This is a genomic window from Paenibacillus sp. FSL H8-0317, assembly GCF_045040685.1.
In the GTDB taxonomy this organism is placed as follows: Bacteria; Bacillota; Bacilli; order Paenibacillales; family Paenibacillaceae; genus Paenibacillus.
The window spans coordinates 703,726-727,633 of record NZ_CP150294.1 but is presented as its reverse complement, the minus strand read 5'-3'; the positions used below and the strand labels follow the sequence as shown (position 1 = coordinate 727,633).

23 protein-coding genes, 1 rRNA gene and 1 pseudogene are annotated in these 23,908 nt (G+C 46.1%); 3 read left to right on the top strand and 22 right to left on the bottom strand.

The features are described from left to right. Positions 1-216 precede the first annotated feature (216 nt). Positions 217-789 carry a GNAT family N-acetyltransferase gene (locus MHB43_RS03540; RefSeq protein ID WP_076254763.1) on the bottom strand — a complete coding sequence of 191 codons (573 nt, stop codon included), beginning with the start codon at positions 787-789 and terminating at the stop codon, positions 217-219. A 199-nt stretch (positions 790-988) separates the two neighbouring features. Further along, on the bottom strand, positions 989-1,285 hold the full coding sequence (locus MHB43_RS03535) for a hypothetical protein (protein WP_036614170.1): 297 nt from the start codon (positions 1,283-1,285) through the stop codon (positions 989-991). 185 nt (positions 1,286-1,470) lie between these two features. Between MHB43_RS03535 and MHB43_RS03530 the strand changes: the two genes are divergently transcribed. Continuing rightward, complete coding sequence (locus MHB43_RS03530) at positions 1,471-1,968, top strand: GAF domain-containing protein (RefSeq protein WP_036614172.1); 498 nt, start codon at positions 1,471-1,473, stop codon at positions 1,966-1,968. A 151-nt stretch (positions 1,969-2,119) separates the two neighbouring features. On the opposite strand, the gene MHB43_RS03525 is transcribed toward MHB43_RS03530, so the two are convergent. From MHB43_RS03525 to MHB43_RS03495, 7 genes are all read right to left on the bottom strand, one after another. After that, positions 2,120-2,932: a TipAS antibiotic-recognition domain-containing protein gene (locus tag MHB43_RS03525; protein ID WP_339181691.1), complete on the bottom strand. Its 813-nt coding sequence runs from the start codon at positions 2,930-2,932 to the stop codon at positions 2,120-2,122. A 369-nt stretch (positions 2,933-3,301) separates the two neighbouring features. Next, on the bottom strand, positions 3,302-4,726 hold the full coding sequence (locus MHB43_RS03520; protein WP_405131342.1) for an aldehyde dehydrogenase family protein: 1,425 nt from the start codon (positions 4,724-4,726) through the stop codon (positions 3,302-3,304). A gap of 162 nt (positions 4,727-4,888) precedes the next feature. Continuing rightward, on the bottom strand, positions 4,889-4,999 hold the full coding sequence (locus MHB43_RS03515; protein ID WP_405131341.1) for a universal stress protein: 111 nt from the start codon (positions 4,997-4,999) through the stop codon (positions 4,889-4,891). A 116-nt stretch (positions 5,000-5,115) separates the two neighbouring features. Further along, entirely contained in the window at positions 5,116-6,336 is a 1,221-nt protein-coding gene (locus tag MHB43_RS03510; protein ID WP_405131340.1) for an MFS transporter, read from the bottom strand. Between the two features lie 229 nt (positions 6,337-6,565). After that, entirely contained in the window at positions 6,566-7,018 is a 453-nt protein-coding gene (locus MHB43_RS03505; RefSeq protein WP_405131339.1) for a MerR family transcriptional regulator, read from the bottom strand. Positions 7,019-7,208: 190 nt separating this feature from the next. Further along, positions 7,209-7,565, bottom strand: coding sequence for an SdpI family protein (locus MHB43_RS03500; RefSeq protein WP_339181680.1), 357 nt, complete (start codon positions 7,563-7,565; stop codon positions 7,209-7,211). A 196-nt stretch (positions 7,566-7,761) separates the two neighbouring features. Continuing rightward, positions 7,762-10,110, bottom strand: coding sequence for a heavy metal translocating P-type ATPase (locus tag MHB43_RS03495; protein ID WP_405131338.1), 2,349 nt, complete (start codon positions 10,108-10,110; stop codon positions 7,762-7,764). Between the two features lie 227 nt (positions 10,111-10,337). Between MHB43_RS03495 and MHB43_RS03490 the strand changes: the two genes are divergently transcribed. Then, positions 10,338-10,709, top strand: coding sequence for a metalloregulator ArsR/SmtB family transcription factor (locus tag MHB43_RS03490; RefSeq protein WP_036614212.1), 372 nt, complete (start codon positions 10,338-10,340; stop codon positions 10,707-10,709). Between the two features lie 151 nt (positions 10,710-10,860). Here the strand turns inward: MHB43_RS03490 and MHB43_RS03485 are convergent, their stop codons facing one another. The 11 genes and pseudogenes from MHB43_RS03485 to MHB43_RS03435 form a co-directional block, all read right to left on the bottom strand. Next, positions 10,861-12,021, bottom strand: a complete 1,161-nt coding sequence (locus tag MHB43_RS03485) for an AI-2E family transporter (RefSeq protein ID WP_047841385.1) — start codon at positions 12,019-12,021, stop codon at positions 10,861-10,863. A gap of 314 nt (positions 12,022-12,335) precedes the next feature. Further along, positions 12,336-13,370 (bottom strand): LLM class flavin-dependent oxidoreductase, encoded by a 1,035-nt coding sequence (locus MHB43_RS03480; protein ID WP_339181677.1) that lies wholly within the window; start codon positions 13,368-13,370, stop codon positions 12,336-12,338. Between the two features lie 159 nt (positions 13,371-13,529). After that, positions 13,530-13,841: a helix-turn-helix transcriptional regulator gene (locus MHB43_RS03475; RefSeq protein ID WP_036668255.1), complete on the bottom strand. Its 312-nt coding sequence runs from the start codon at positions 13,839-13,841 to the stop codon at positions 13,530-13,532. A gap of 114 nt (positions 13,842-13,955) precedes the next feature. Then, positions 13,956-14,537, bottom strand: coding sequence for an NAD(P)H-dependent oxidoreductase (locus MHB43_RS03470; protein ID WP_339181676.1), 582 nt, complete (start codon positions 14,535-14,537; stop codon positions 13,956-13,958). Between the two features lie 166 nt (positions 14,538-14,703). After that, positions 14,704-15,147 carry a MarR family transcriptional regulator gene (locus tag MHB43_RS03465; protein WP_313771532.1) on the bottom strand — a complete coding sequence of 148 codons (444 nt, stop codon included), beginning with the start codon at positions 15,145-15,147 and terminating at the stop codon, positions 14,704-14,706. A 160-nt stretch (positions 15,148-15,307) separates the two neighbouring features. Next, positions 15,308-15,985, bottom strand: a complete 678-nt coding sequence (locus tag MHB43_RS03460; RefSeq protein WP_339181672.1) for an NAD(P)H-dependent oxidoreductase — start codon at positions 15,983-15,985, stop codon at positions 15,308-15,310. Between the two features lie 209 nt (positions 15,986-16,194). After that, positions 16,195-17,940: a methyl-accepting chemotaxis protein gene (locus MHB43_RS03455; protein WP_405131337.1), complete on the bottom strand. Its 1,746-nt coding sequence runs from the start codon at positions 17,938-17,940 to the stop codon at positions 16,195-16,197. A 195-nt stretch (positions 17,941-18,135) separates the two neighbouring features. Next, positions 18,136-18,584, bottom strand: a pseudogene (locus MHB43_RS03450) (DUF523 domain-containing protein). 59 nt (positions 18,585-18,643) lie between these two features. Continuing rightward, positions 18,644-19,927, bottom strand: a complete 1,284-nt coding sequence (locus MHB43_RS03445; RefSeq protein WP_339181666.1) for a hypothetical protein — start codon at positions 19,925-19,927, stop codon at positions 18,644-18,646. Beyond that, on the bottom strand, positions 19,924-20,502 hold the full coding sequence (locus tag MHB43_RS03440; protein WP_339181664.1) for a sigma-70 family RNA polymerase sigma factor: 579 nt from the start codon (positions 20,500-20,502) through the stop codon (positions 19,924-19,926). The genes MHB43_RS03445 and MHB43_RS03440 overlap by 4 nt, the downstream gene beginning before the upstream one ends. A gap of 227 nt (positions 20,503-20,729) precedes the next feature. Beyond that, positions 20,730-21,464, bottom strand: coding sequence for a class I SAM-dependent methyltransferase (locus tag MHB43_RS03435; RefSeq protein ID WP_405131336.1), 735 nt, complete (start codon positions 21,462-21,464; stop codon positions 20,730-20,732). A gap of 162 nt (positions 21,465-21,626) precedes the next feature. Here MHB43_RS03435 and MHB43_RS03430 point away from each other — a divergent pair, with 162 nt between their 5' ends. Next, a complete protein-coding gene (locus MHB43_RS03430) occupies positions 21,627-22,982 on the top strand; it encodes an MATE family efflux transporter (RefSeq protein WP_405131335.1) in 1,356 nt (451 codons plus the stop codon). A gap of 154 nt (positions 22,983-23,136) precedes the next feature. Here the strand turns inward: MHB43_RS03430 and MHB43_RS03425 are convergent, their stop codons facing one another. Beyond that, positions 23,137-23,490, bottom strand: coding sequence for a FlxA-like family protein (locus MHB43_RS03425; protein ID WP_405131334.1), 354 nt, complete (start codon positions 23,488-23,490; stop codon positions 23,137-23,139). A gap of 272 nt (positions 23,491-23,762) precedes the next feature. Beyond that, positions 23,763-23,879 (bottom strand): 5S ribosomal RNA (rrf, locus tag MHB43_RS03420). Between the last annotated feature and the right edge of the window lie 29 nt (positions 23,880-23,908).

Below are 23,908 nucleotides of genomic sequence, written 5' to 3'. Positions count from 1 at the left end.
GTTAAATTACACATCTACTACGAACCAGAACAAGCTTCCGATCGCTGTTATCCCCAGATTTTTTCTTCTCCTCTCTAAAGGAGAAATCCGGTGATAGCGTATGCTTCCGATGTAGCTTTCTTTCAGAAAGCTTTAAAGGCGATCGCTTCGCTTCTCCAGCTTTGTTCTGTTTCTTCGTTTACGTGTAAATTCAAAAGCAATTATATATTGTCTCTTTTATTTACCTTTCTTGCGAAGGAACTCATCATACAACATGGAATACATCACCATATCCTTATATCCGGTCGACGTATGTTGCACCTGTCGCAGCAGCCCTTCTCGTGTGAAGCCGCGGTTTGTCAGGAACTCGCCGGAAGCCAGATTACGCGGATCAACCAGCGCTTCAATCCGATTAAGTCCCATGGTCTCATATCCAAAAGGCAGCAATGCCGAGAAAGCCTCCGTCATATAACCGTGGCGCCAATAATCACGTCCCAGCTCATAACCGATCTCACCCCGGAATGCGCCTTCAAGCTGCCATGTATTGAAGCCACAGCTGCCGATGAGCTTGCCTGTTTCTTTGAGTTCGATCCCCCATCGGATCGCATCCTCTTCCCCTGCCATTTGGTTGAGCAGTCCAATCATGTCTGCCGCTTCGCTTGTCCCAATCATGGGTGCAAGATTCATGTAACGGGTCACCTCGCGATCTGACCAGCATGCGAACATCTGGGCCGCATCCCGGCGACGCATTTTACGCAGACGAAGCCGCGCAGTCTCCATTTCGGGAATTCTTCCTTTGCATTTATACATATAAAGACACTCCGATCCGATCTATCTCCGCAGACCATAATATTCACTAGTCATCTAATCATAACCTGCGCTGAATGGCAACTGTTCAGTCATGGACACACGTCAAAAAACCGGGCCAATGTCGCTCCCGGTCTTGTTGTACGTATGGATCCATTCAAGTTTGAGTGAATTATGGAATCATGGCTTGTCCAAATGAATTTTAAGCTTTGGACGTTTTCTTGCCCTTCCCCAGTAATTCATCGCTAACCCGGCCAAACACAGCCGTGATTTCCTTGAATTCTTCGATGCCAGTCCCGGTTAGGCTCCATTGGTCCCCGTGGGCGGTCAGGAAATTCTCCTGTGTCAGGTGTTCAAGCTCCTGCTTGATCTCCCGCTCTCCAACGCGATATCCCCGTTCTTCCAATAGGGGCAGTGCCTCGCTAACGTTCAAATCCTGATTTTGCGCGAAATATAGTAGATGAATCCGTACAAAAAGATTCTGTACCTCTGCATGCATAAGCCAAGCTCCTTCCCGGGTTATAGCCCTCCGTGGTTGCTAAGTAATTACCCCGCGCAAGAAGCTGAGAAACAGGAGGATTCTTCAGGTATTCCCTTCCCTTTCCGAAATCCTCCGCTTGACTAACCGCATCCTCTGCACTATCTTGAAAATAAGTACCATTTTGCTCGGGAGGGTGATTTACCATGTTTCAAGCTGTTTCCTATGAAGGAACACGAAGTGAGCAGCACACCGCCGTCCTGGGACAGTTAAGTGCTCTGATCCGCGATGAACCTAGTGCGATTGCCAATCTGGCGAACGCTGCTGCGCTGCTCAATGTATTTATGACCGACACCAATTGGGTCGGCTTCTATCTGTATGATGGAAAAGAACTGGTCCTCGGGCCATTCCAAGGACTGCCTGCCTGTATCCGAATTCCATTGGGACGTGGTGTATGCGGCACATCTGCTGCGGAAAAACGTACCCTGGTCGTTGATGATGTTCATGCCTTCCCAGGCCACATTGCCTGTGATGCAGCATCGAACAGTGAGATTGTCGTACCGATTATCAAAAACGGCGAACTGTACGGGGTGCTGGATATCGACAGCCCGATCAAAAATCGTTTTGACGACGAAGACCGCGTCTTCCTGGAGAAAGCCGTAAGCCTGCTCACAGAGCAGTTGGAGGCAACCATACCCCTTTAGGAAATGATGAATAAGGTGATCGGAGTCTCATCATACACAATGATGAAGAACCCGTAATAACAAAGAGCGCAGTCCTCTCAGAGGTCTGCGCTCTTTGTTATCCATTATGATTCACACCCATGTTCTTGCTCGCCCATGTTACTTTATGCATCTAGGATAAATCATGTTCCGCTTTAATCATCATCCCATCCCGCAGGAATTCAGCCAGCCTCGGGTGGTAACCATCATACATCTGACGGAAATTTTTATGCTCTACATACAGATTGGCTAAATCCCGATAGATCTCAGCGGTGGGTGTATAATAACCTTTAATCCATTCAAGATGCCTGCCAATAATCCCTTGTACTTTTGCACTACCGGGTTCCAATCCATCCTCAATGGCCTGTTGCAAGTCCAGATGAACCTGGTCAATTCTCGCCTGGGAATCCAGATAATCTTCTTTTGACTTCAACTCCTGATTTTCAGGCAATGTGGATGTATTGGAAGATTGGATGTCAGACCTCTGAGTACCGTCTGTCTGCACATGGTTCATATCATTAGTGACTACAGGGTCAGAACCCGATTCATTCAGCAACTGGTGACGTCCCTTATTTACAAAACCGATATACAGCTCATGTTCATCAAGTTCCTGTTCACCTTGCAAATGAGAGATCGTTTTGTCCAGTGTCTGAATCAATCCATGCAGACGGAGTGCCTTCTCCAGCATGTCAATCCGATGCTGCTTCATGATGCGTATGACATCCTGGGGATTATCCCGGAGCATCGGGGCAATCTCATTCTCCTTCATACCCACTTCCTTACAGAAAAGGATTTGCTGGAGTCTTAGCAATTCCTGCTTTTCATAATAGATGTCCTCATCTACATCCCCAAAGGCCGGATTCAGAAGACCTGTCTCTGCATACTGGCTCAGTTCGTTCAGACTTACGCCTGACATTCCCGATACGTCCACCATGGAATACGCCATTTGAATACACCTCCTGCCTGTCCTGCAACTCCAGAGTTCAGGCTTAATTCATACTGCATTTTATTTGAATAGTGAGAGAATATAAGACTTTCGGCAATGCTGTACCGCTTCATTCCGCTCGTGCTCTGGATGGGTACATCATGCTTCGGTGATATGAACGGCGTTTAGTCAGTTATGTTGCGGTATGTTAACTATGTTATACCCGTCTCATCAGATGTGAACCCGCAGTCAGTGAAGAATCCGCATGTATTTTTGAAACTTTTTCCATGATCTTCATATAAAAAAACCTGTGCCATTATTCTGGCACAGGAGGTGTGTGGTTATGTTTTCATTGGCATACGGTATATTGAGTAAAAGAATGGAAGAAAATCACCCTTTGTTAAACATAACAAACTTCAATTCCGTCATTTCCTCTACAGCATATTTTACACCTTCACGCCCAATCCCACTTTGTTTCACCCCGCCATAGGGCATGTGATCCACTCGGAACGTCGGAATATCGTTAATCATAACTCCGCCTGCTTCGATCTGATCGACAGCATGGAGGGCGGTATGAATATCGTTTGTAAATACGCCTGCCTGAAGCCCGTATATCGAATCGTTAACATGTTCAATACCCTCTTCAACGGAATCTACCGTATTGATCACAACGATGGGTGCAAACACTTCCTGACAGGATACCTTGGCATCACGCGGAACGTTAATCAGTACCGTTGGACGCAGAATGCCTCCTTCAGCTTGACCGCCTGCTACCACCTCAGCTCCTGCCTGTTTGGCTTCTTCAATCCAATCGAGTGTACGCTGTACATCCTTGGAAGTAATCAGCGCAGAGACCACCGTATCCGGGCTCAGCGGGTCTCCGACCACCACTTGTTTAGCCGCTTCAGCGAAACGCCGGATGAATTCTTCCGTGATATCACGATGTACGTAGATTCGCTGTAGCGAGATACATACCTGTCCCTGATAGGTGAAAGCTCCGGTCACACATCGAGGAAGCACTTTGTCCAGATCTGCGTCCTTATCCACGATCACCGCTGCATTCGACCCTAGCTCCAATGTCACGCGTTTGAGTCCTGCTTTGCTACGAATGCTCGTCCCTACCGCTGGACTGCCTGTAAACGTAATATGAGCAACACGGGGGTGCTCAACAAGAACATCACCAATCGTTTTGCCATCACCGCTCACCACGTTCAGTACACCATCCGGCAACCCGGCTTCCTGAAGCAGATTAGCGATGTAATAGGAAGACAGAGGCGTCTGCTCCGCAGGTTTGAGAACAATCGTATTGCCTGCTGCCAGCGCTGGACCTACCTTGTGGGCTACCAGGTTCATTGGAAAATTAAACGGTGTAATCGCACCGATGACACCTAGAGGTTGCCGCATCGTATATCCGATGCGCCCTTCTCCACCTTTGGCTGCATCCATCGGAACCGTCTCTCCGGTCAGCCGCTTGGCTTCTTCGGCGGCAAAACGATACGTTTCCACCGTCCGGTCAACCTCGGCCAGTGCTGCCGTAATTGGCTTTGCCGCTTCAAGCGCAATAATTCGCGCTGCTTCTTCCTTGCGTTCTTCAAGCATGGAGGACAACTTGTACAGAATATCTGCACGCTGATGTGCAGGCATCTGGCGCATTGCCTTCCCAGCTTGAACCGCAGCTGCAACGGCAGCCTCCGCTTCCTCGGCTGAAGCCGAAGAGACTTCTGCCAGCGTTTCCCCGGAGTATGGTGCTTGAAGCATTTTATAATCTACGGATTCGGTCGGTTTGCCCCCGATAAACAGATGTTGTTTTTTCATATGCTGCATCCTCCATCCTTTTCGAGCCTATTGAACTTAATCTATTTATACACTATTTCCGTGCCATCAACCCACTACGATATTCGGCAATCATAGCTTGTAACGTACCTGATGAGCCATTGTCGCGATCTTGAGCTATTGCATTATAAAGGATTTCACAACCTATTTAACCGTCAGGACGGGGCACTCTGCATGTTTTAACACGCCATGGCTGACACTGCCCACGATCATCTCTGCGAGCATGCCTTTCCCACCTGTACCCATCACAATCATTCCACAATCTCGTTCACGCGCCACACGGCAGATCTCATTAACGGGATCACCTGCGCATGATCCGAACCATCAACAGCAACCAATATATGTTTCAGCATTGCAATTCCTCCTGTGAATTAATGAGATGTAATGGCGGAATCGATATCCCGCAGATGATGACGGCGTACCAGCAGTACCACGACACCAATCAGAACCATTAATGCGCCAAAATAAAACGGCGTTTCCGGCAGGAACCACTCGGACAATTTACCTGCAAGCCATGGAGCAAGTGCACCACCCAGGAAACGAACAAAGCTGTATGCAGCAGAAGCAACAGAACGCTCCACAGGTGCAGCTTCCATAACAGCCGTTGTAATCAACGTATTGTTAATCCCAAGGAAGATCCCTGCTACAATGACGGCCACAATAACCGTAGTTGGTGAACCCATCACAGTACCGACTGCCATAACAACCAGATCAATCGCGAACAATGTAAGCATGACACTCATGGACGGCACCGAACCGAATCGGCGTTGCAGTCTTGGTGCGACGAATACCGACGTAATTGCCAGCATCAGTCCCCAGCCAAAGAATACATAACCCAAGCCGTGCTCATCCAGATTCATGACATATGGCGAATAAGCCATCAAGGTAAAGAAACCAAAGTTATACAGGAAGGCGGTAATCGCCAATGTTTTCAATGAAGGATAACTTAATGCTTTGAACGGATCGGACAAAGAGCTGCGTGTTTTCGGTTTAGCCATTTTGGGCAGCATAAATGTAACGCTTAGAAAGGCAATCGCCATCAGGACAGCCACCCCATAGAACGGGCCACGCCAAGAGATGGAACCCAGCTCACCACCAAGCAGCGGACCAACCGCAATCCCGAGACCAAGTGCTGCTTCGTACAAAATAATCGCTTTGGCTGTCCCCGATGTGGACAGTCCAACGATTGCAGATAATGCCGTTGCGATGAACAAGGCATTACCAAGTCCCCAACCGCCACGGTAACCAACCAGTGCACCTACCGTGTCTGAGGTACCGCCAAGGAACGAGAAGATAATAATCAGCAATATACCGCTAAGCAGCGTCCACTTCACACCAATCCGGCTGGATACGACCCCTGTAATCAACATCGCTACCCCGGTTACAGCGTTATAACTGGTAAATAGCAGTGACACCTGGCTTTTCGATGCATGCAGCTGATCTGCAATTGCGGGCAGAATCGGGTCAACCAGACCCAGACCCATAAAGGATATGATACATGCAAAGGCAACCGCCCATACCGCTCGCGGTTGAGACAGTAAGCCCCCACGTGATGACGGCAATTCGTCCGGTAATGATGGCTCTCTTTTCATACGTAATTCCTCCTGTGAATAATTTATGTGGTGAAACTTTTTATTTGAAAATAGCAGTGAAAACGATGAAAATATCGCGTTCATTTTCATGAATAGAGGTAACAAAACGGCACAAATGACACCGAAACATCCGGTGTTTGTACAGGATCGCCACAGGTACTATGGTGCTCACTCCATGTAGCGATTATGTGTATACAGTTTTGTTATTAAACATTAGATGTTAATTCGGTTAGCCGTCTTCATCACCCTGCGGATCATGAGCCTGTAACCTCTGAATACCGCTCCGAACGCGTTCACGCAGCTCTTCCAGTTCAGTCTGTACGGCATGTATGCTCTGAAGTTTCTGCTTAATCAGTTGCAACTGACCATCCAGCGTTGTTTCCATCGCGGTGAGTTTCTCGATCCGTTCTCTTACTTCGGTCGTCTGCTGGTAGTCAAAACGTTGTTCGTTCAAGGCATCTGCCGTTGCCACATAGGTATGTAACTCCTGAAGGGAGAATCCAAGTACCTCTTTGGCGCGAACCACCTTCTTCAGATAATCGATATCCTCCCGAGTGTACAACCGTGTACCGCCATCTGTCCGCTGAGGTGAAGGCATGACACCAATCTCTTCATAATACCGAATGGTTCGCTTGGTCAAACCGCATTCCTTGGCTACGTCGTCGATTTTATATAAACTCATTTCCCTCACCTCTTCCATATGTCTATAATGTTATGTACATAATTATATATAATATTAACGTTAACGTCAACGTTAGATTTCAGGTATGAAGCCTTAGCAAGTTAACATCCTCTTACAATTTTCTATCTCAACAAAAAAAGACCCGCTTCACACGCAGGTCTTCCTCTGTACACTATTCATTCAAATTATCTTAAACGTTCTGCTCATTCTGTTGCTGTTGAGCACGCTGCATTTGCTTCAACCGGCCTTCAACTCTGGTAAACAGTCTGAACGTATAGAACCCTGTAGCCACCAGACTCAGCACCAACGCTCGCACATCTGTAAGCCAGAAACCGATAATGCCGAATATCGTAATAATCACACCAAATTGCATCATCAGATTGGCGCTATAACTTTGCGCTTCGTCCCACAACTCGGGATTACTCATTGCACGCGGAGTCCGATACCCATATATCCCGTTAATCATTTTCGGTGGTTTTTTGAACACCATGAACCCCAGAATGAAATAACACACTCCAATGATGATCCCAACTATTGCTCCTGTCAAAACGTTCTCCCCTTCACTGTTGTCTTCCATAGACCTGCTTACACTGACACTCCGATGACAGAATAACCAGCTTCGCTTCTTCAGGTTATTTCTGTCCTCTCCGTTCTCGTGTACATGTCTGGTTAGACTTATCTACATAAAAATATAAAAACGGCTCTACGTATATACGAAGAGCCGCCTGGATCGTTTCGTAAACTTAGATATTCTTCACTCGAAGTACACGCATGGCGTTCAGTACAGCCAGCACTGTGACACCCACATCGGAGAATACCGCTTCCCACATGGTAGCTATGCCGAACACACCGAGTAGCAGGAAAATCGCTTTAACCCCCAAAGCAAACGCGATATTTTGCCATACAATCCTTCGTGTACGCTTAGCAATGCGGATTGCACTCGCTAGTTTCGACGGTTCATCGGTCATGATGACCACATCTGCCGCTTCAATCGCAGCATCTGAACCAAGTCCACCCATGGCCACGCCCACATCGGCGCGCGCCAGTACAGGTGTATCGTTGATGCCGTCACCGACAAACACCATTTTCTCCTTCGGAGATTTGGCAGCTTCTAGTTGTTCCAATCGCTCGACTTTATCCTGTGGCAACAATTCAGCGTAGACCTCATCCACACCCAGCTCGCGGCCAACCGCTTCACCTACGGCTTTGGCATCACCTGTCAGCATGACCGTTTTGCGGATGCCGAGTTTCTTCAGTGCCTGAATAGCAGCGGCTGCATCATCCTTCACTTCATCGGCAATGATCAGATGACCAACATACGTGCCAGCTTCAGCCACGTGGACAATCGTTCCAGCCGTATCTGGTGTGGTATAGGATATACCCGCCTGCTTCATTAATTTGGCGTTGCCTGCCAGCACTTCCCGACCATCCACACTCACCTTGATCCCGTGTCCGGCAACTTCGTCATAACCTTCCACACCTTGCGTGGGAATGGCCTTGGCCCAAGCTGCGCGAATGGATTCGGCAATCGGATGATTGGAATTTGCTTCGGCAATGGCTGCAAGCTCCATCAGTTCTTCTTCCGTACGTCCACCTTCGGGACGAATGGCTGTTACTTTAAATACACCTTTGGTTAGTGTACCCGTTTTATCAAAAACAACGACTTTCACATCGTTCAACGCTTCAAGGTAGTTACTGCCTTTGATGAGAATACCGTTACGGGAAGCCGCTCCGATGCCACCGAAGAACCCAAGTGGAATCGAGACGACCAGCGCACAAGGACATGAGATAACCAGGAAGACCAATGCGCGATAGATCCAGTCAGCAAATGTTGCACCACTAAGTATCAACGGCGGAACAAATGCAATCACGGCTGCAAGGATAACAACAACCGGTGTGTAATAACGGGCGAATTTACTAATAAAATGTTCTGTTTTCGCTTTTCGGCTGCTTGCGTTCTGCACCAGGTCCAAAATTTTGGATACCGTTGATTCACCAAACGTTTTGGTCACTTCAATCGTCAACATACCATTCTTGTTCACAAATCCACTCAGTACATCATTTCCGGGCTCCAGCTCACGAGGTACCGATTCACCTGTCAGAGCAGAAGTGTCCACCATGGAGCGGCCAGCTCTAACGATACCATCCAGCGGTACTCGCTCTCCTGCTTTCACGACAATACGATCACCAATCCGTACGTCTTCCGGAGATACACGTTGGGTTTCGTCACCCGAACCCGTCAGGATATTGGCGTAATCCGGGCGAATGTCCATCAGTGACTGAATCGACTTGCGTGACCGATTAACAGCCATACCCTGAAACAGCTCCCCGAGCTGATAAAAGAGCATAACCGCTACCCCTTCCGGATACTCTCCAATCGCAAAGGCACCCAAGGTAGCGACGGACATCAGGAAGTATTCATCGAACACCTGGCCGCGGATGATGTTTTTGGACGCCTGGAGCACAATATCTCCCCCGGCAATCAGATAAGCGAGTGCATAGAGAGCAAATTGCGCCCAGCCCTCCAGCGGCGACCAGATTGCGGCTGCGAGCAGCACAGAACCTGCAGCAAGACGAGCAAGTAATACTTTTGTCTGTCCTGCACCATGTTCATGCGAATGGCCTGCATGGGCATCATCATGTGTATGGCTGTGATCATGTCCAGCATGACTTCCATGCTCATGCACATGACCATGTGTGTGTTCCTCTGAATCTGAGTGATCATGAGTATGCGAGTGTTTGCCATATGAATGTGAATGTCCATGATCATGTCCGGTATGGTCATGACTGTGATTATGCGCACCAGCTGCACTCCCTGTATGGGTGTGCACATGTCCGTTCACGTGTTTTCCTTTTTCCGAAATGCGAATATGCGGCTCCAGCCGAAGCACTTTGCGCTTTGCTTCTTCCACTACCTGTTCATCCATATCGGAAGTGGTGTGTAGCGATAATGTTTTGGCAACAAAATTGACAGAGCATTCGCTAATGCCTTTAATTTTTTTAACGCCATTCTCAATCTTCAAAGCGCAGTTCGCACAATCCAGTCCCTCAAGCAGCAGTTCCCTTTTCACCTGTTCCTGTCCGGTTCCCATGTGAATTCTCCCCTTTGCAGTACAAAAACGATGTTATATTTCAATTACATTCAATATATGAGCACTCATTCATATGTTTGGTTAACCCTATTATATGCACGCCTAAACATGAGTGTCAACAATCGTTGTTGATTTTTCATACAGATTATGCTAATAGTAATCATTTCGCTTTAGGCGGGTTTTGGATATAATAGAGCTATAGTTGTTAACATAGGCGGTGATAGGAAATGGAACAACCGGTTAAAGCACCAAGCGAATGTGATGCAGCCTGCTCAGGCACTGAAGCCGACGTGCAGACGATTCGCACTTCACTCATAGATCGGGAGACGTCTTCCGAGATGGCAGATTGGTTCAAGGCATTCAGCGACCCCACACGTCTACGTATTATTGATGCGCTGTTACAGAAGGAATTATGTGTTCATGACCTGACGGTTCTGCTCGACATGGGACAGTCGGCCATTTCACACCAGCTGCGTTCACTCCGCAACATGCGGATCGTCAAGCGACGCAAGGAAGGCAAGACCGTGTACTACTCTCTGGATGATGCTCATATTGAGCAGATTTTCCTGCAAACGCTCCAACATATTAAACACAGCTAGGCAGCAGCCAAGCTTGTTCATGCAGAAGAACCCCCGCCTCTCGGCTGTATGCCGATGGACGGGGGTTCTTCTTGGTAAGGGTACCGTTTTATACAGGATACAGAGTGACTAGATCTTCTGATTAACTATCCATTGGAGCTTGCCACTTTAGTCATAAAAGATTGTTTTTGTTCGGATCATACAGGCCGGATCTGTCCTTGAACCAGTTGAAGATATGCGATACACATACTTTCAGCACCGCGTATCCTGGAACAGCGAGCAGAATACCCACGACTCCAAACAGATTACCCGAAGTCAGAATGACAAAGATAATCGTGATGGGATGAATCTTCAGCGTTTTGCCCATGATCTGTGGTGAGATGAATTTACCCTCGATTAACTGCACGATTGTCCATACGGCAACCATCTTCAGCAGCATCACCGGCGAAGTAACCAGGGCCACGATCAACGCAGGGGTAATTGCAATTGCTGGTCCCAGATAAGGAACAACACTCGTGAACGATGCGATAATCGCAAGAATCAGTGCATAATCCAGCCCAATGACCATATAACCGATATAGAGCAGAATACCGATGCAGAAGCTGACGATAATCTGTCCACGAATGAATGAACTGATCTGGTGATTGATGTCTTCCAGCACATGCATTGCGCCCGTACGGCTCTTGATCGGCAGGAAAGACAGAATTTTCGCTGGCAGCTTCTTGCCGTCTTTCAGCAGATAGAACAGAATGAACGGAACCGTTACGATAGACAGCACGGTCTCCGTGAAAGCTCCGAGGAATCCGCCCAATTTGGTCCAGGTCGAGTTCAGAATTTCAGTAGCCTTTTGGGAGATTGTTCCCCACCAGTCCTGCGAATTCAGATTCACCGTCTCCTGGAACTGACCGAACAGTTGGCTGCCCGTGAGTTCCTCAAACTGCTGTTTTACCGTCTCGCTGTATGTTGGGAAATTTTCGATCAGCCCCATAATCTGGTTCCGTACAACCGGAATGACTGCCAGCACTACAACGGTCAGAATGCCTCCAATCGCAAGATACAGGATCAGAATGGACCAGCCACGCTTGATTTTCCATCTTTCCATCACATCCACAATCGGATTCAGCAGATAATAGAGTATGCCTGACAGGATAATAGGTAGCACAATGGTTTTGATGAGTACTGCGAGCGGATGAAGAACAAAGGATACTTTGGTCAGAACCATCACGTTCAGTCCCACCAACAGCAGAATCAGCAGAAATAGGACAAACTTGTTGTTAAGAAAAAATCGCTTGAACCGCTCCGGCCAAACGCGGGGTTGCTCAGGTTGCTCCATAGGCGTGTCGTCCTCTCTTATGACCCTTAATCAAAACTTAACTATAAAGCTAGATAAATGCCCATACACACGAATAAAAAAATACCTTGTACAAGCCAACATATGTATAACACTCTGGATTTATACGTATGGTGCTGATTAACCGTTTCAAATTAAACCGGTAAAGTCATTTTACCCCAAAATGAGTCTTCTGCCCCACACGAATCATTTGCAAATTCTCCCTATCCAAAAACGGCTCGCCTCACTGGGAGACGAACCGTAAATTTGTAGCTATACCCTACCATTAAGCCAGCTTTTACGCTAAAAAATAAAGATTAAGCTTTTCCCGCCAATTGTGCAATTAACTCATAGGAATGCAGACGTGCCTTATGATCATAGATCATCGACGTAATAATCAGCTCATCTGCCTGCGTCTGCCGAATGAAGGATTCCAGCTGTCCACGTACCGTTTCTGGCGAACCGTTAACAGCTGCCTTCAGCGTCTGCTCAACACCAGCCTTCTCACGATCTGTCCATTTGCCTTCCATCTCTGCCGGGGGCTGTACCAATCCCGTTGTGCCGCGAATAATGTTCAGGAATTGCTGCTGCATCGTTGTACCCAGCCATGCTGCTTCCTCGTCTGTATCTGCAACAACAGCGTTAACACCAACAATCACATGCGGCTCCTTCAAGCTTTCAGATGGTTGGAAGTTGTTTCGATACGTCTCTAATGCAATCCGGGTGTAATCGGGCGAGAAGTGGCTGGCAAAAGCAAACGGCAATCCTAGCTGACCTGCCAGACGTGCACTGAAATCACTGGACCCCAAGAGGTAAATCGGAATATTCAATCCTTCTCCAGGAACTGCGCGAACAGGCGCATGATAAGATGTCGCCGAAGCATCAAAGTATGCTCTAAGTTCTGCCAACAACTCAGGGAAATCTTCCCCACTGTTCAGATCTTTGCGTAGTGCAAGCGATGTACGGCGGTCACTACCTGGTGCGCGACCCAGTCCCAGGTCAATTCTGCCAGGATACAAGGATTCCAGTGTGCCGAACTGCTCAGCGATGACAAGCGGTGCATGGTTGGGCAACATGATGCCTCCTGAACCCAGACGAATCGTTTTAGTTCCACCAGCCAGATATCCAATAACAACCGAAGTTGCGGATGAAGCAATACCCGGCATGTTGTGATGTTCAGCTACCCAGTAACGGTGATATCCCCACTTCTCTGCATGCTGTGCCAGATCCAGGCTGTTGCGCAGTGCATCAGCAGGTGTTGCACCCACTACAACAGGAGCCAGATCCAGGATGGAAAGCTTAACGTCATGAATATGTTCTTTATGGGATGTAGCTGTATTTTCTGTAGTCATTATCGTTTAATCTCCTCGATGATTATATTTTTGTATATCCAGATATATAGATTAATTAAATCGCAACTGGATATGGTGATGTGATGATAAACTAGCCGTTTACATCCGGACGGAATCCCTGCGTGCATGTGCATCCTAGCTTCCGTTCCGGCATCCGGCTTATAACTCGTTCTGCACGTACTCGGCAAACTGACGGATTGTCTCCTCGTTGCGCCGATAATACGTCCATTGTCCTCTTCGCTCGGAGAGCAGCAATCCTGCCTTGAGCATAGTCAGCAGATAACTGGATATAACCGACTGAGCCAGTCCAGCCTTCACTTGAATCGTGCCAACACAGATTCCGTTCTTGCCACCATCCGGATGCTGTGATAGTTCCAGCGGTGGAAAGTGTTGCTCCGGGTTTTTGAGCCACAACAAGATTTGTCTACGTGTCTCGTTCGATAATGCTTTGAATATAAGTATAGGTTCCATGGGTACGATTATACCCCCTTTCATCCATTTTGCAAACACATGAACAAACAAACCGACTCTTGATCGAGTCGGTCTGGTATCATATGGAATCCTTATAGGGAACCAACATCTATATTAGAATTTGGTCGTTACCGTCTGTTTAACCTGATCCAACATCGCTTGATATGCTGGTGCATCCAGATATCCAATACTACCAAAGAGCAGATGATCTACGGCTTCAATACCTACAAAATCGAAGATACCTACATCTGAAGTTATTTTCAGTCCAGCAGTCATGCCGATCTGATCATAAATTTCACTTGGTGTACCATGGGTGTTGATAATGAGGCCTTTTTTGCCTGTCAGCAATTTCTCGATTCCTGCTTCACCTGCTGCATACGCAAAACCATAGGCGAATACACGGTCAACGTACCCTTTCAGAATGGCAGGAAGACCTGTCCACCAGATCGGATAGATGAATGTAATGGCTTCTGCATCTGTAACAAACTGTTGCTCTGTAGCGATATCCTGCGGTGTCTGTCCTGCGCGCATGGAAGCTGTATCTGCTTCAGTCAGTACGGGTTGGAATCCAAGCTTATATAAGTCACGAACGACTACTTCATGGCCTTGAGCTTCGAGAGCTTCTACAGCAGTATTGAGGATTGCGTTATTCAAGCTGTCTGTGTGCGGGTGAGCATATACGATAAGATGTTTCATAGTGTGAATCCCTCCAGGTTTGGTTTGAGTTAGGTTGCGAAAATGGGGTTACATTGATACGTTCCACATACATAGACATCTATGCATTTGGTTAAAAAAATATTTGGGTTCCTCTGCCTCCACCCCATCCAAATCTGGAAGGGTTGCAGACAGAAGAGTTCATTCATTATAACTTTCGGACAATCATGGACAGCAAGCTCTCCAATTGCTCCGACTGTTCATCGGACAAGCCACTATAGATGATGTCATTAATCTGCTCTGATACCTGATGGAAGATCGGTTCAAGACGCTTCCCCTGATCAGTAAGGCGAATCATCGTCACCCGGCTATCTTCGGCACTCTTGCTGCGTTCAACATAGCCAAGCTTCTCCAGCTTGTTGACCAGTACTGTTACCGTTGGTTGCGTGCGTTGGACACGTTCAGCCAACATCTTGATCGACAGCGTCTCTTCCCGGTACAAGAACATTAATACATCCCCATGAGAAGGAACAATCCCTGTTACCTCATGCTGTTCCAATTCGTGTACAATCCGTTTGTTGACATGGTCCCTGATTCTTGCAATCAGTGCAATTGCGTTGTATTTAGGCATGACCTCATTATACATAGACATCTATGTATTTTCAAGTTCTTTTTTATAAAAAGAAAAACAGCCCTTTCCATGCTTCTAACAGGTGGAAAATATCGGGCTGTTTCGATTCTGCTCTGATCCTGATCTGTAATGTAAGATCTTAGATAATCATTTTTGAATTCATGCTGGATTCACGCTGAATTCAGTTAATCCATTGCGTGATTTTCTCAACGGATTGTCGGGACTTCTCACGTTGGGGCTCCTCTACCCGATAACCGAAGGCTGCCATCATAGAGACGCCCCATGCGCCATTTTCCAGCAAGCCCTCTTCTTCCATAATACGGTGGACGTCCTCACGGCTGAAACCTTCGATTGGACAAGAATCAATCTCGATCTGAGCTGCCGCCGTCATCATGTTGCCAAGTGCAATATAAGTTTGTTTAGATGCCCAGTCAAATAATGATCTTGGATTATCCAGAATTTTCTGATTACTTTGGAACTTTCCATAAGCCTCACTTGTTAGCTCAAATACGTTATTTGGCATTCCCTTTGTTTCCTTCAACATGTACTCCGCATAAGGAGAATTATAACTGGCATCTGATCGGGCCAAAATAACAACAAAATGGCTTGCTGTAGCCAATTGCTTTTGAGCGCCGGAAGAGACTTCGGACAGACGCTTACGCAGGTTCGGATTTTGTACAATCAGAAACTTCCACGGTTCAAGGCCAATGGAACTTGGAGATAATCTGCCTGTTTCCAATATAAATTGGAAATCCTCATCCGAGATTTTGCGGGTAGCATCAAATATCTTTGTTGCATGCCGGAAATGATACGCCTTTAAGATGTCTTCCTTTGTCTTTGACTTTGTTGTAACTTCCATGCAGCTCCACGTCCTTTTATATATTTTTTTATGTTGAACAATAATGTTAAAGTGATTTCATCTCAAGTATTAGTTTAGGACCTATGCGTATAAATTAAAAGTACGCACATTATTGTTTCTTGGTTTATAAAAGTAAGTATTGGATGAAGACAGCAATAATCCACTAGGCACTTACATGGCCCTAGTGGATCATCTGCGACTCTCTCCTTTTAAATCTTGAAATCTTGAACCAGCTTATTCAGATTTAATGCACTATCCTTGACTTGATCAGATTGTTTAACTACTTCCACAGATTGCGCAGCAGAGGCGACCATATGTCCTGCGATTTCCTGACTGGATGCAGCGGATTGTTCACTGGCTGATGCAATCTCGTGAATGGAGCCCACTAGTATTTTGATATTTGCAGTCACTTGTTGTGAGGTTGCATTGAGATCTTTAACTGCATTGGCATGATCAAGGGAATCGACATAATACTGTTCAGCTGTATCCTCCAATAATTTATAATCTTTGCCAACCTGATTGAACATAAAGGATAGCAATTCTTTAGCATTCGAGGACAGATTGGTTACAGACTGCATAACTTCTTCCGTGACCTGCTGAATTTGATCGGCAGCCTGTCTGGAATCATCAGCCAACTTTCGAATCTCGCTTGCTACAACCGCAAAACCCCTGCCTGCTTCTCCAGCCCTTGCAGCTTCAATGGATGCATTGAGTGCCAGCAGATTAGTCTGCGCTGTAACATCCAAAATAGACTGAGATAATATACCAATCTGATCTACAGCTGTTGCACGCTCCAGCGCTTCTGTCATCTTCTTACTCGTATGATCATACATGTCTATGGCTGCTCGGCTCGATTCGCGGGTTTCCTGCTTCAACTTTTCAGCCTTCGTGCTGGTCACATACGCGGACTCTGCTTGTTTAGATGTCCGTTCCGATATATATTCAGCTCCCTGTTGCATCTCAGCAGCCGAATGATTCATATTTTCCGTATGGGCTGAAGCCTCTTCCATTGCAGCAGAGAGCTCTTCAACTGTAGCTGATACTTCACGAATTCGTTCATTCAGACCAGCCATATTCTGGTTGGTAAGATCGCTAACCTGGTTGATATGATGAGATTCCTGAACTACACCACGAATGACATTTGTTGTGGAATCGGTCATTGTACGAATAGCTCGTGCGATGACACTTATCTCATTATTTCCCTGTGTTAGGTGCGGATCCAAGGATGCCGTTAAGTTGCCTTTTGTTATTTCTTCACAATAACGGGTAATTGCTTTCATTCGTTGACGTATACTGCGAATCATTACAAATGAAATCAGAATGAGCGCCGCAAGTGAAAGCAAAAGTACCGAACCGAGCACCAATGCTCGCTGCTGAATTACTTCCTGTGTATCCGCATAGAGCTTGGCCGACTCCTCTTCGTTATACGCACTCAAAAGGGTGATTGTCTCCACAATCGCTGTACTGCTTTTGTTAATTCTTCCTCTCTCTTCACTATCGTAGGTGCCCGACATCTTTTTGGTATCCATGATTTGCTCAATATCCTGATAATATGTATCCATCTTTGCTACCAAATCTGCAAATATCTCTTTTTCTTTGGTATCCAATGTTCTTGCTGAAAATTCATTCAAACCATCGGTAATACTCTTCTTACCTTTCTGAACCTGATCGTACTGTTTGTCGGTATACTCTGCATTATCAAGAACCTTTGTATAATTGGCGCGCATATTATAGAAATTACTTTTCAATTCAAGAACATTGGTTTGATGCTGGAAGCGGTCATTGTAGAGGATACCTTGTCCCGTTTTTGCTTCGTTCATTCCGAAAATCCCAATCAGAAAGACAGTAAACAAGCCGATTAGACTAATCACAGTCATGATGACCATCGTTGTTGTTAATTTTATATTTTTGAGTTTATTTCCTTTCTTATTTTTTGGCTTAGACTGAATTGACATGATTATTCCCCCACTTTAAATAGTAGATAGCCTTATATATCTTATATCTATATCGTATGTATCCATATTGTTTGTTATCATTTCAGGAAAATTGACTTTATTCTTTTAATGAGAAAAGTAATGGGAGACAACAGAAAAGCCGCCAGAATATAATCCAGCGGCTTTTCTGTGAATATGAAACGATATCTATGCGACCTATAGTTGCTCCATCCACTCATTTTCAGAAATGACGGTATATCCTTCTTGTCGCAGCAATGCTGAGGTGACACCTTCTCCAGTTACCTTTTGATTGGCAAAATTCCCATCATAGATCTTCTGTGTACCACAGGACGGACTAAACTCCTTCAGTACCACACACGATACATTCAATTCTCGCGCCCATTCGAGCGTCTGATAGGCTCCCGCTCTGTGACGTCCTTGCCACTTTTCTCGATCACTTTTGCAGTGCCTGCCAGCACGTCCTTGCCTGTGCCACCGATAATTTCAGCCGGTTCTCGCGGAGTGGAGAATCCACCAAGCAGCTCCGGGCATACCATCTTAGCCTGGTCCTGCTTCACAAGCTCCTGAATCTTCTCATCCAGGCTCGCTGTTCCATTGTAACGGCAAGCTACCCCCGCCAGACATGAACTCACCAAATATTTCATCGTTATCTCCTTATACTCATTCCATCTATGAAGTAAATTGTAACATATAAGATCAAGCCCTATAACTCACCTCTGGTAATCATCTTGATCCGTCCATCTTCCCTGTATTCAACCTGAAAAACATCCGTGCTCGACTCCAGTTCAAATGTGACCATGCCTGGATGGTCAGGATTACGGTGAAGTTTATACGCTTGAAGATCCATTTTAAATATTTTTTTAATTATAGGTTCTACTCCTTCTCTAAGAAGAGACTCCTGTATGTTATATAGTTCCTGATAATAAGCCTCTATTTCTTCCCAGTCTGCAAAGTCTTGCTCATAATGATTAGCATCCCCAACCGTATAACCCAAGCCCTCTTTTCCTTCGGTCATCTGGACAAAGTAGTTATCTTTAAAGGAAAAGGAGACTGTATCCTTGCCGAGTTCATCATCTTTGCTTCGGCTTGCTCTTACCAGATCAAGATTGGCTTTACCAGACAGAGCCTCAATCGCGTTTCTGGCATCCGCCAGCGCTGCCTGTGATATTTGATCAGGTCTAAGGTCGCCTGTGATCGATACAGCCTTGTCCTGCTGCCATACAATCTCCCCATAACCATGGCCAGTCTCATTCTCTAACGCTAATGTCGTATGTGATATCGGCTCCAATTCCCCTTGCTTCATACTCACAAAACGTTTGACTGATGCAGGTTTAAGCGTTGGAGTGCTGCCTATACTTTGCAAAAGCGTTGGAACTTGACGCAGATAACGGTGCTCCAACTCGCTTGGCTGCATCTCACGTCTCATCTGTACTTCACGCAGATTTCCTGTTGTCGCATCGAGCCATATCTGCGCATACTCCTTCTCGCTTTCATTTCCAGCCTCTACATATATTCTGCCGGACACAGGCAGGTCTTCCACTTTCATAATCTTCAGCTGTTTACCCAGATCATCTCGCATGGTAGTCGCAACATTTCTTTTCATTTTGTCGGTTAGCAGATTCGTGTTCAAACCATCGGATAACTGTAACGCTGCTGTCGGATAGACCTGCTCGATCACGGGTTTCACCAGCTGTCCATCATTCCAGATCCATAGGAACAATCCAGCCGCAATAACCAACACACCTGTGCCGGCAACAAGAGGTCCTTTTCTAGGGCGACGCTTGTGGGACACGTTGTTCACTTTCAGTCTAAACGGCCTGGATGGCCTGGAACTGTCCTCTGACCTATCTCCCTTGCTCCCCTCTTCCGACTTCTTCATCCACTCCACCTGTTGAAGCACCTTTCGCTTGTGATCCTCCGTAAAAGGAGACGAAGCAAACGGTCCCTTCCGGATTTCCTTCTCCCATTGCTCATCCTTGTGTCTCATTTGCTTCGCTCCTCCCATTGTTTCCGTACCTTGTCCTTACCTCGGGATAGTCTTGATTTTACTGTGCCTGAGCTGATTTTCAATATCTCAGCAATCTCACTCGTCGTAAGCTCATATTTCAGATTCAGCAAAAGGATCTCCCGGAACTTCTTCGGCAACGCCAGAACAATATCCCAGATTTCATGGATATGCTCCTTACGCATCACTTCCATCTCGGCCGAAGGATGTGCAGGCTGCTCTGCAATCATGACTCTTTGGCTTGAATCCCCACGCTCTGTCTCAATGGGTAACGTCTCTCCCCACAGGCTACTACGAAAAAATCTGGATTTTCGATATGTAAAAGTCGTGTTCCTAGTAATCGTCAACAGCCATGTTTTCAGTGAGCAATCCCCACGATAAAGAGCGATCCCCGAGTACGCCCGAATAAATACCTCCTGTGACAATTCATCTGCCTGTTCGGCACTTTTGGTCAGAAAATAAGCGTAATTCCACACGTCATTTCCGTAGTCATCCATTATGCTGCTAAGTGTGTAATTGTCTATGGTCTGAGCTTGTGCCAGTAATTGATCATCCAACTGTTGTTCACCTCACTTAATATGACTGAGTCTAATGTGATTTGGTTCCCTGTTTTGGACATTATTTCTTATTATTGTAGCAAAATAAAAAACAGCATGTTCAACATCGCTGAACACGCTGATTCCTTCAAGTTTGCTTGTTAGAAATCTCTATCAGGAAGCTTATAAGCGAACGCACCACTTCATCAGTTAATTCTGCCCTCTGGTCTAACGTATCATTTTCTTCGTTATACTTTAACCGCAGCAATCATCAGAAACATCGGTCTCCGATTCTCGTCTCGCATGCCTGGGACCTGTTCAATCATCTCCGGTAATGGTTTGGATTCAGCCACCTTTTGAATAGCAAACCCCGCCTTAATCAGTTCATTGAGATGTGTTGCCAGTGTGCGATGATATTTGACCACATCCTGATTCAAAAAGTTCGCCACACGCTTGCCTTCATCGTGGTAATCATCCACGGGCCAGTGTAGGATCTCACCTTCGGGTCCATAATGCCAATCCTGCGCAGCTCGAGCGGTGAAGATCGGATGTTCGGAAGATAGTACAAATGTGCCCCCTTCTGCGAGACAATCATTGATCTTAGCATACACCGTGTCTAACCGTTCAATATAATGCAAGGCAAGTGAACTGATCACAACGTCGAATTGTCCAGGTGCAAAATCAATATCTTCAATTGCCAGCTGCTTATACTGGATCTGTGGATCGTCCGTCATTTCACGAGCACGCTGAAGCATATTTTCGGACAGATCTACACCGATCACTGAACTCGCTTGTTGCTCTCGCGCATACCGGCAGTGCCACCCAAAACCACATCCCAAATCCAGCACACGTTTGTCCTTCAAATCAGGCAATAGAGTCTGCAGTTCATGCCACTCCCCCGCTGCATCCAGACCTTGAACGGAACGTGCCATCTTACTATAGTTATTGAAAAATTCAGATTCATCGTATTTATTTTGTTTCATCAAGAGATTCCTCCCGCCTTATAAATATCCACCTACTCTATCACATAAACGATATTTAAACGCAAAAGTTGCCAAGAGAATTCATGGCGTGTTATCATACAGAACGAACGTTCAGTATTATTAAATACAGAATGAACATTCAGTTTACTAACGGAGGTCATTATGAATACGAATTGGACGCATCCCTTGGAAGGGCAATCTGTAGGTAAAGCTTTTATAAGTTACCTCGTGCCTTCAGTATTGGGGATGCTGGTAGTTGCTTTTAATTTTATTATCGACGGCATTATGGTTGGACACAAACTGGGTTCTACCGCGATGGCCGGGATCGGCATTGCCTCACCTGTCTACACGCTTTTTGTTGCCATGTCACTGTGGATTGGTATGGGCGGGGCAACCTTGTACTCCAACGCTATGGGTAGAAAAGATATCACATCAGCCAAACAAATTTTCACCAAATCCATTATGCTGATTATGTTAGTTACGATAGCCATTGGATATGTTGCATTTACGTTCAAAGACAAGCTGGTATACTCCCTCGGTGCTAACGCCGAGACCTTCCCGTTTGCTTCGGACTATATGAATATCATGTTATTGTTCGGGTTCGTTTTCACCATTGAGAATGCACTCTCTATCTTTGTACGAAACGATGGGAACCCCAACACGTCCATGTACGCTCAGATTACGTTTGCTATAGCCAATATTATCATCAATTATATAACATTATATGTACTCGAATGGGGTGTACGCGGTGTGGCCCTCGGTACAATTGTATCGGCGTCTCTTGCGCTACTTGTCCTGTTTACTCATTTTTTCAAAAAAACAAATAATCTCACGTTCACCCGGTTCAAATGGAACAACAAACTGCTGGCTTCCCTGCTGCTCATTGGGTTCCCCAGCTTTCTGGCTGAACTTGGCATGTCGGTCTTCTCTGTCTCTCACAACATCTCTATGGACCGTATTGCGGGCACGGATGGTGTAGCATCCTTTACCGTGTTGAACTATATTCATGGTGTTGTATTGTTGGCTTTCCTGGGTCTGGCATCCGCTGCCCAACCTCTGATCAGCTATTATCACGGTGCCAATCAGATTAAACGGGTACAACAAACGATACGGTTAGCCACCAAAACGGCTCTCGCAAGCGGTTTATTGTTACTGGTTGTTGTTCAGATCGGTGCACCTTATTTCGTGCAAATCTTTGGAAACTTCAGTAGTGGCGTAACGGATAATGCCGTTTACGGATCACGTATATTTACATTTGCCTATGTGTTTATGGGTGTTAACTTTGTCATGAGCACCTATTTCCAATCTGTAGGTAATGCCAAAATGGCCATCTGGATCACAGCTGCGCGTGAAATGATCATCATGATTGCGTTGATTGCGATTCTCCCTTCATTCTTTGGTGTCACGGGTGTGTGGCTTGCCGTACCGCTGTCCGAAATGCTGGTTCTCGCAACCATAGCCGTATACTATAGAAAACGATCCCTCACGGATCGAATAAACGCGTTGCGCCCTGAATAACGTTAACAGATAATAACAGCAACAGATAGCAAATAAATGGACGTAGATGGAATGTAGGTAGACTTCATAAATAATCTAACAAACAAATAAACAAAGCCCCGCACGATCAATATAGATCGGTCAGGGCTTTTGTTTTATCCTAAATTAGATGTCATTAGATGCGTATATCCAATCGACCATTGCTGTCTGTCGTTGCGTTTGCAATCTCCTTAGGGGTAGCTACGCCCATTCCATTGGATGGTGGTTGGGCAGGTGGAGCCTCCTTCGTAGCAGTTGTACCGGCTCCTTGAGAGCTTTGCTGTGCAATCTGTGTCTCAATCTGTTTGATCTGCTGTTGAAGCTGTTTGGTCTTTGTCTCCTTAGTCTGTTCATCGTCCTTGCTGGATTGCACTTTCTCCAGTTGAACCTCTAGCTTCGTCTTTTGTTTCTCCAAGCTACTTGAATTGTCCGAACTCGAAGATGTCGATATGTAAGATGTAGTGGAGCTGGCTGTAGAAGATATATTCATTATGATTCCCCCCCTCTTTACTTAGCTTCACTATACCCTATCCCACTGAAACGTACGTTAAATTCAACTGAAAGGTTGCTGAAGGAGCTAAGAATCAGAAGTCGAACAGATGGAAGTATGTATATCAGCATTAATAGTCTGATCAATAATATTGAAAGTCTTAATATAAGTGAAGGATCTTATTTTCGTCTCATCTATAAAGCTAGTTGTTTTCCGCTGAAAAATAGTAAAACAAAAAGACACACTCGATATCATCAAGTGTGTCTTCTATTGCTTGGCGGCGTCCTACTCTCCCAGGACCCTGCGGTCCAAGTACCATCGGCGCTAGAGGGCTTAACGGTCGTGTTCGGGATGGGTACGTGTGGAACCCCTCCGCCATCGCCACCAAACGCGTAGCTTACATTTCAGAGTGTTGTTC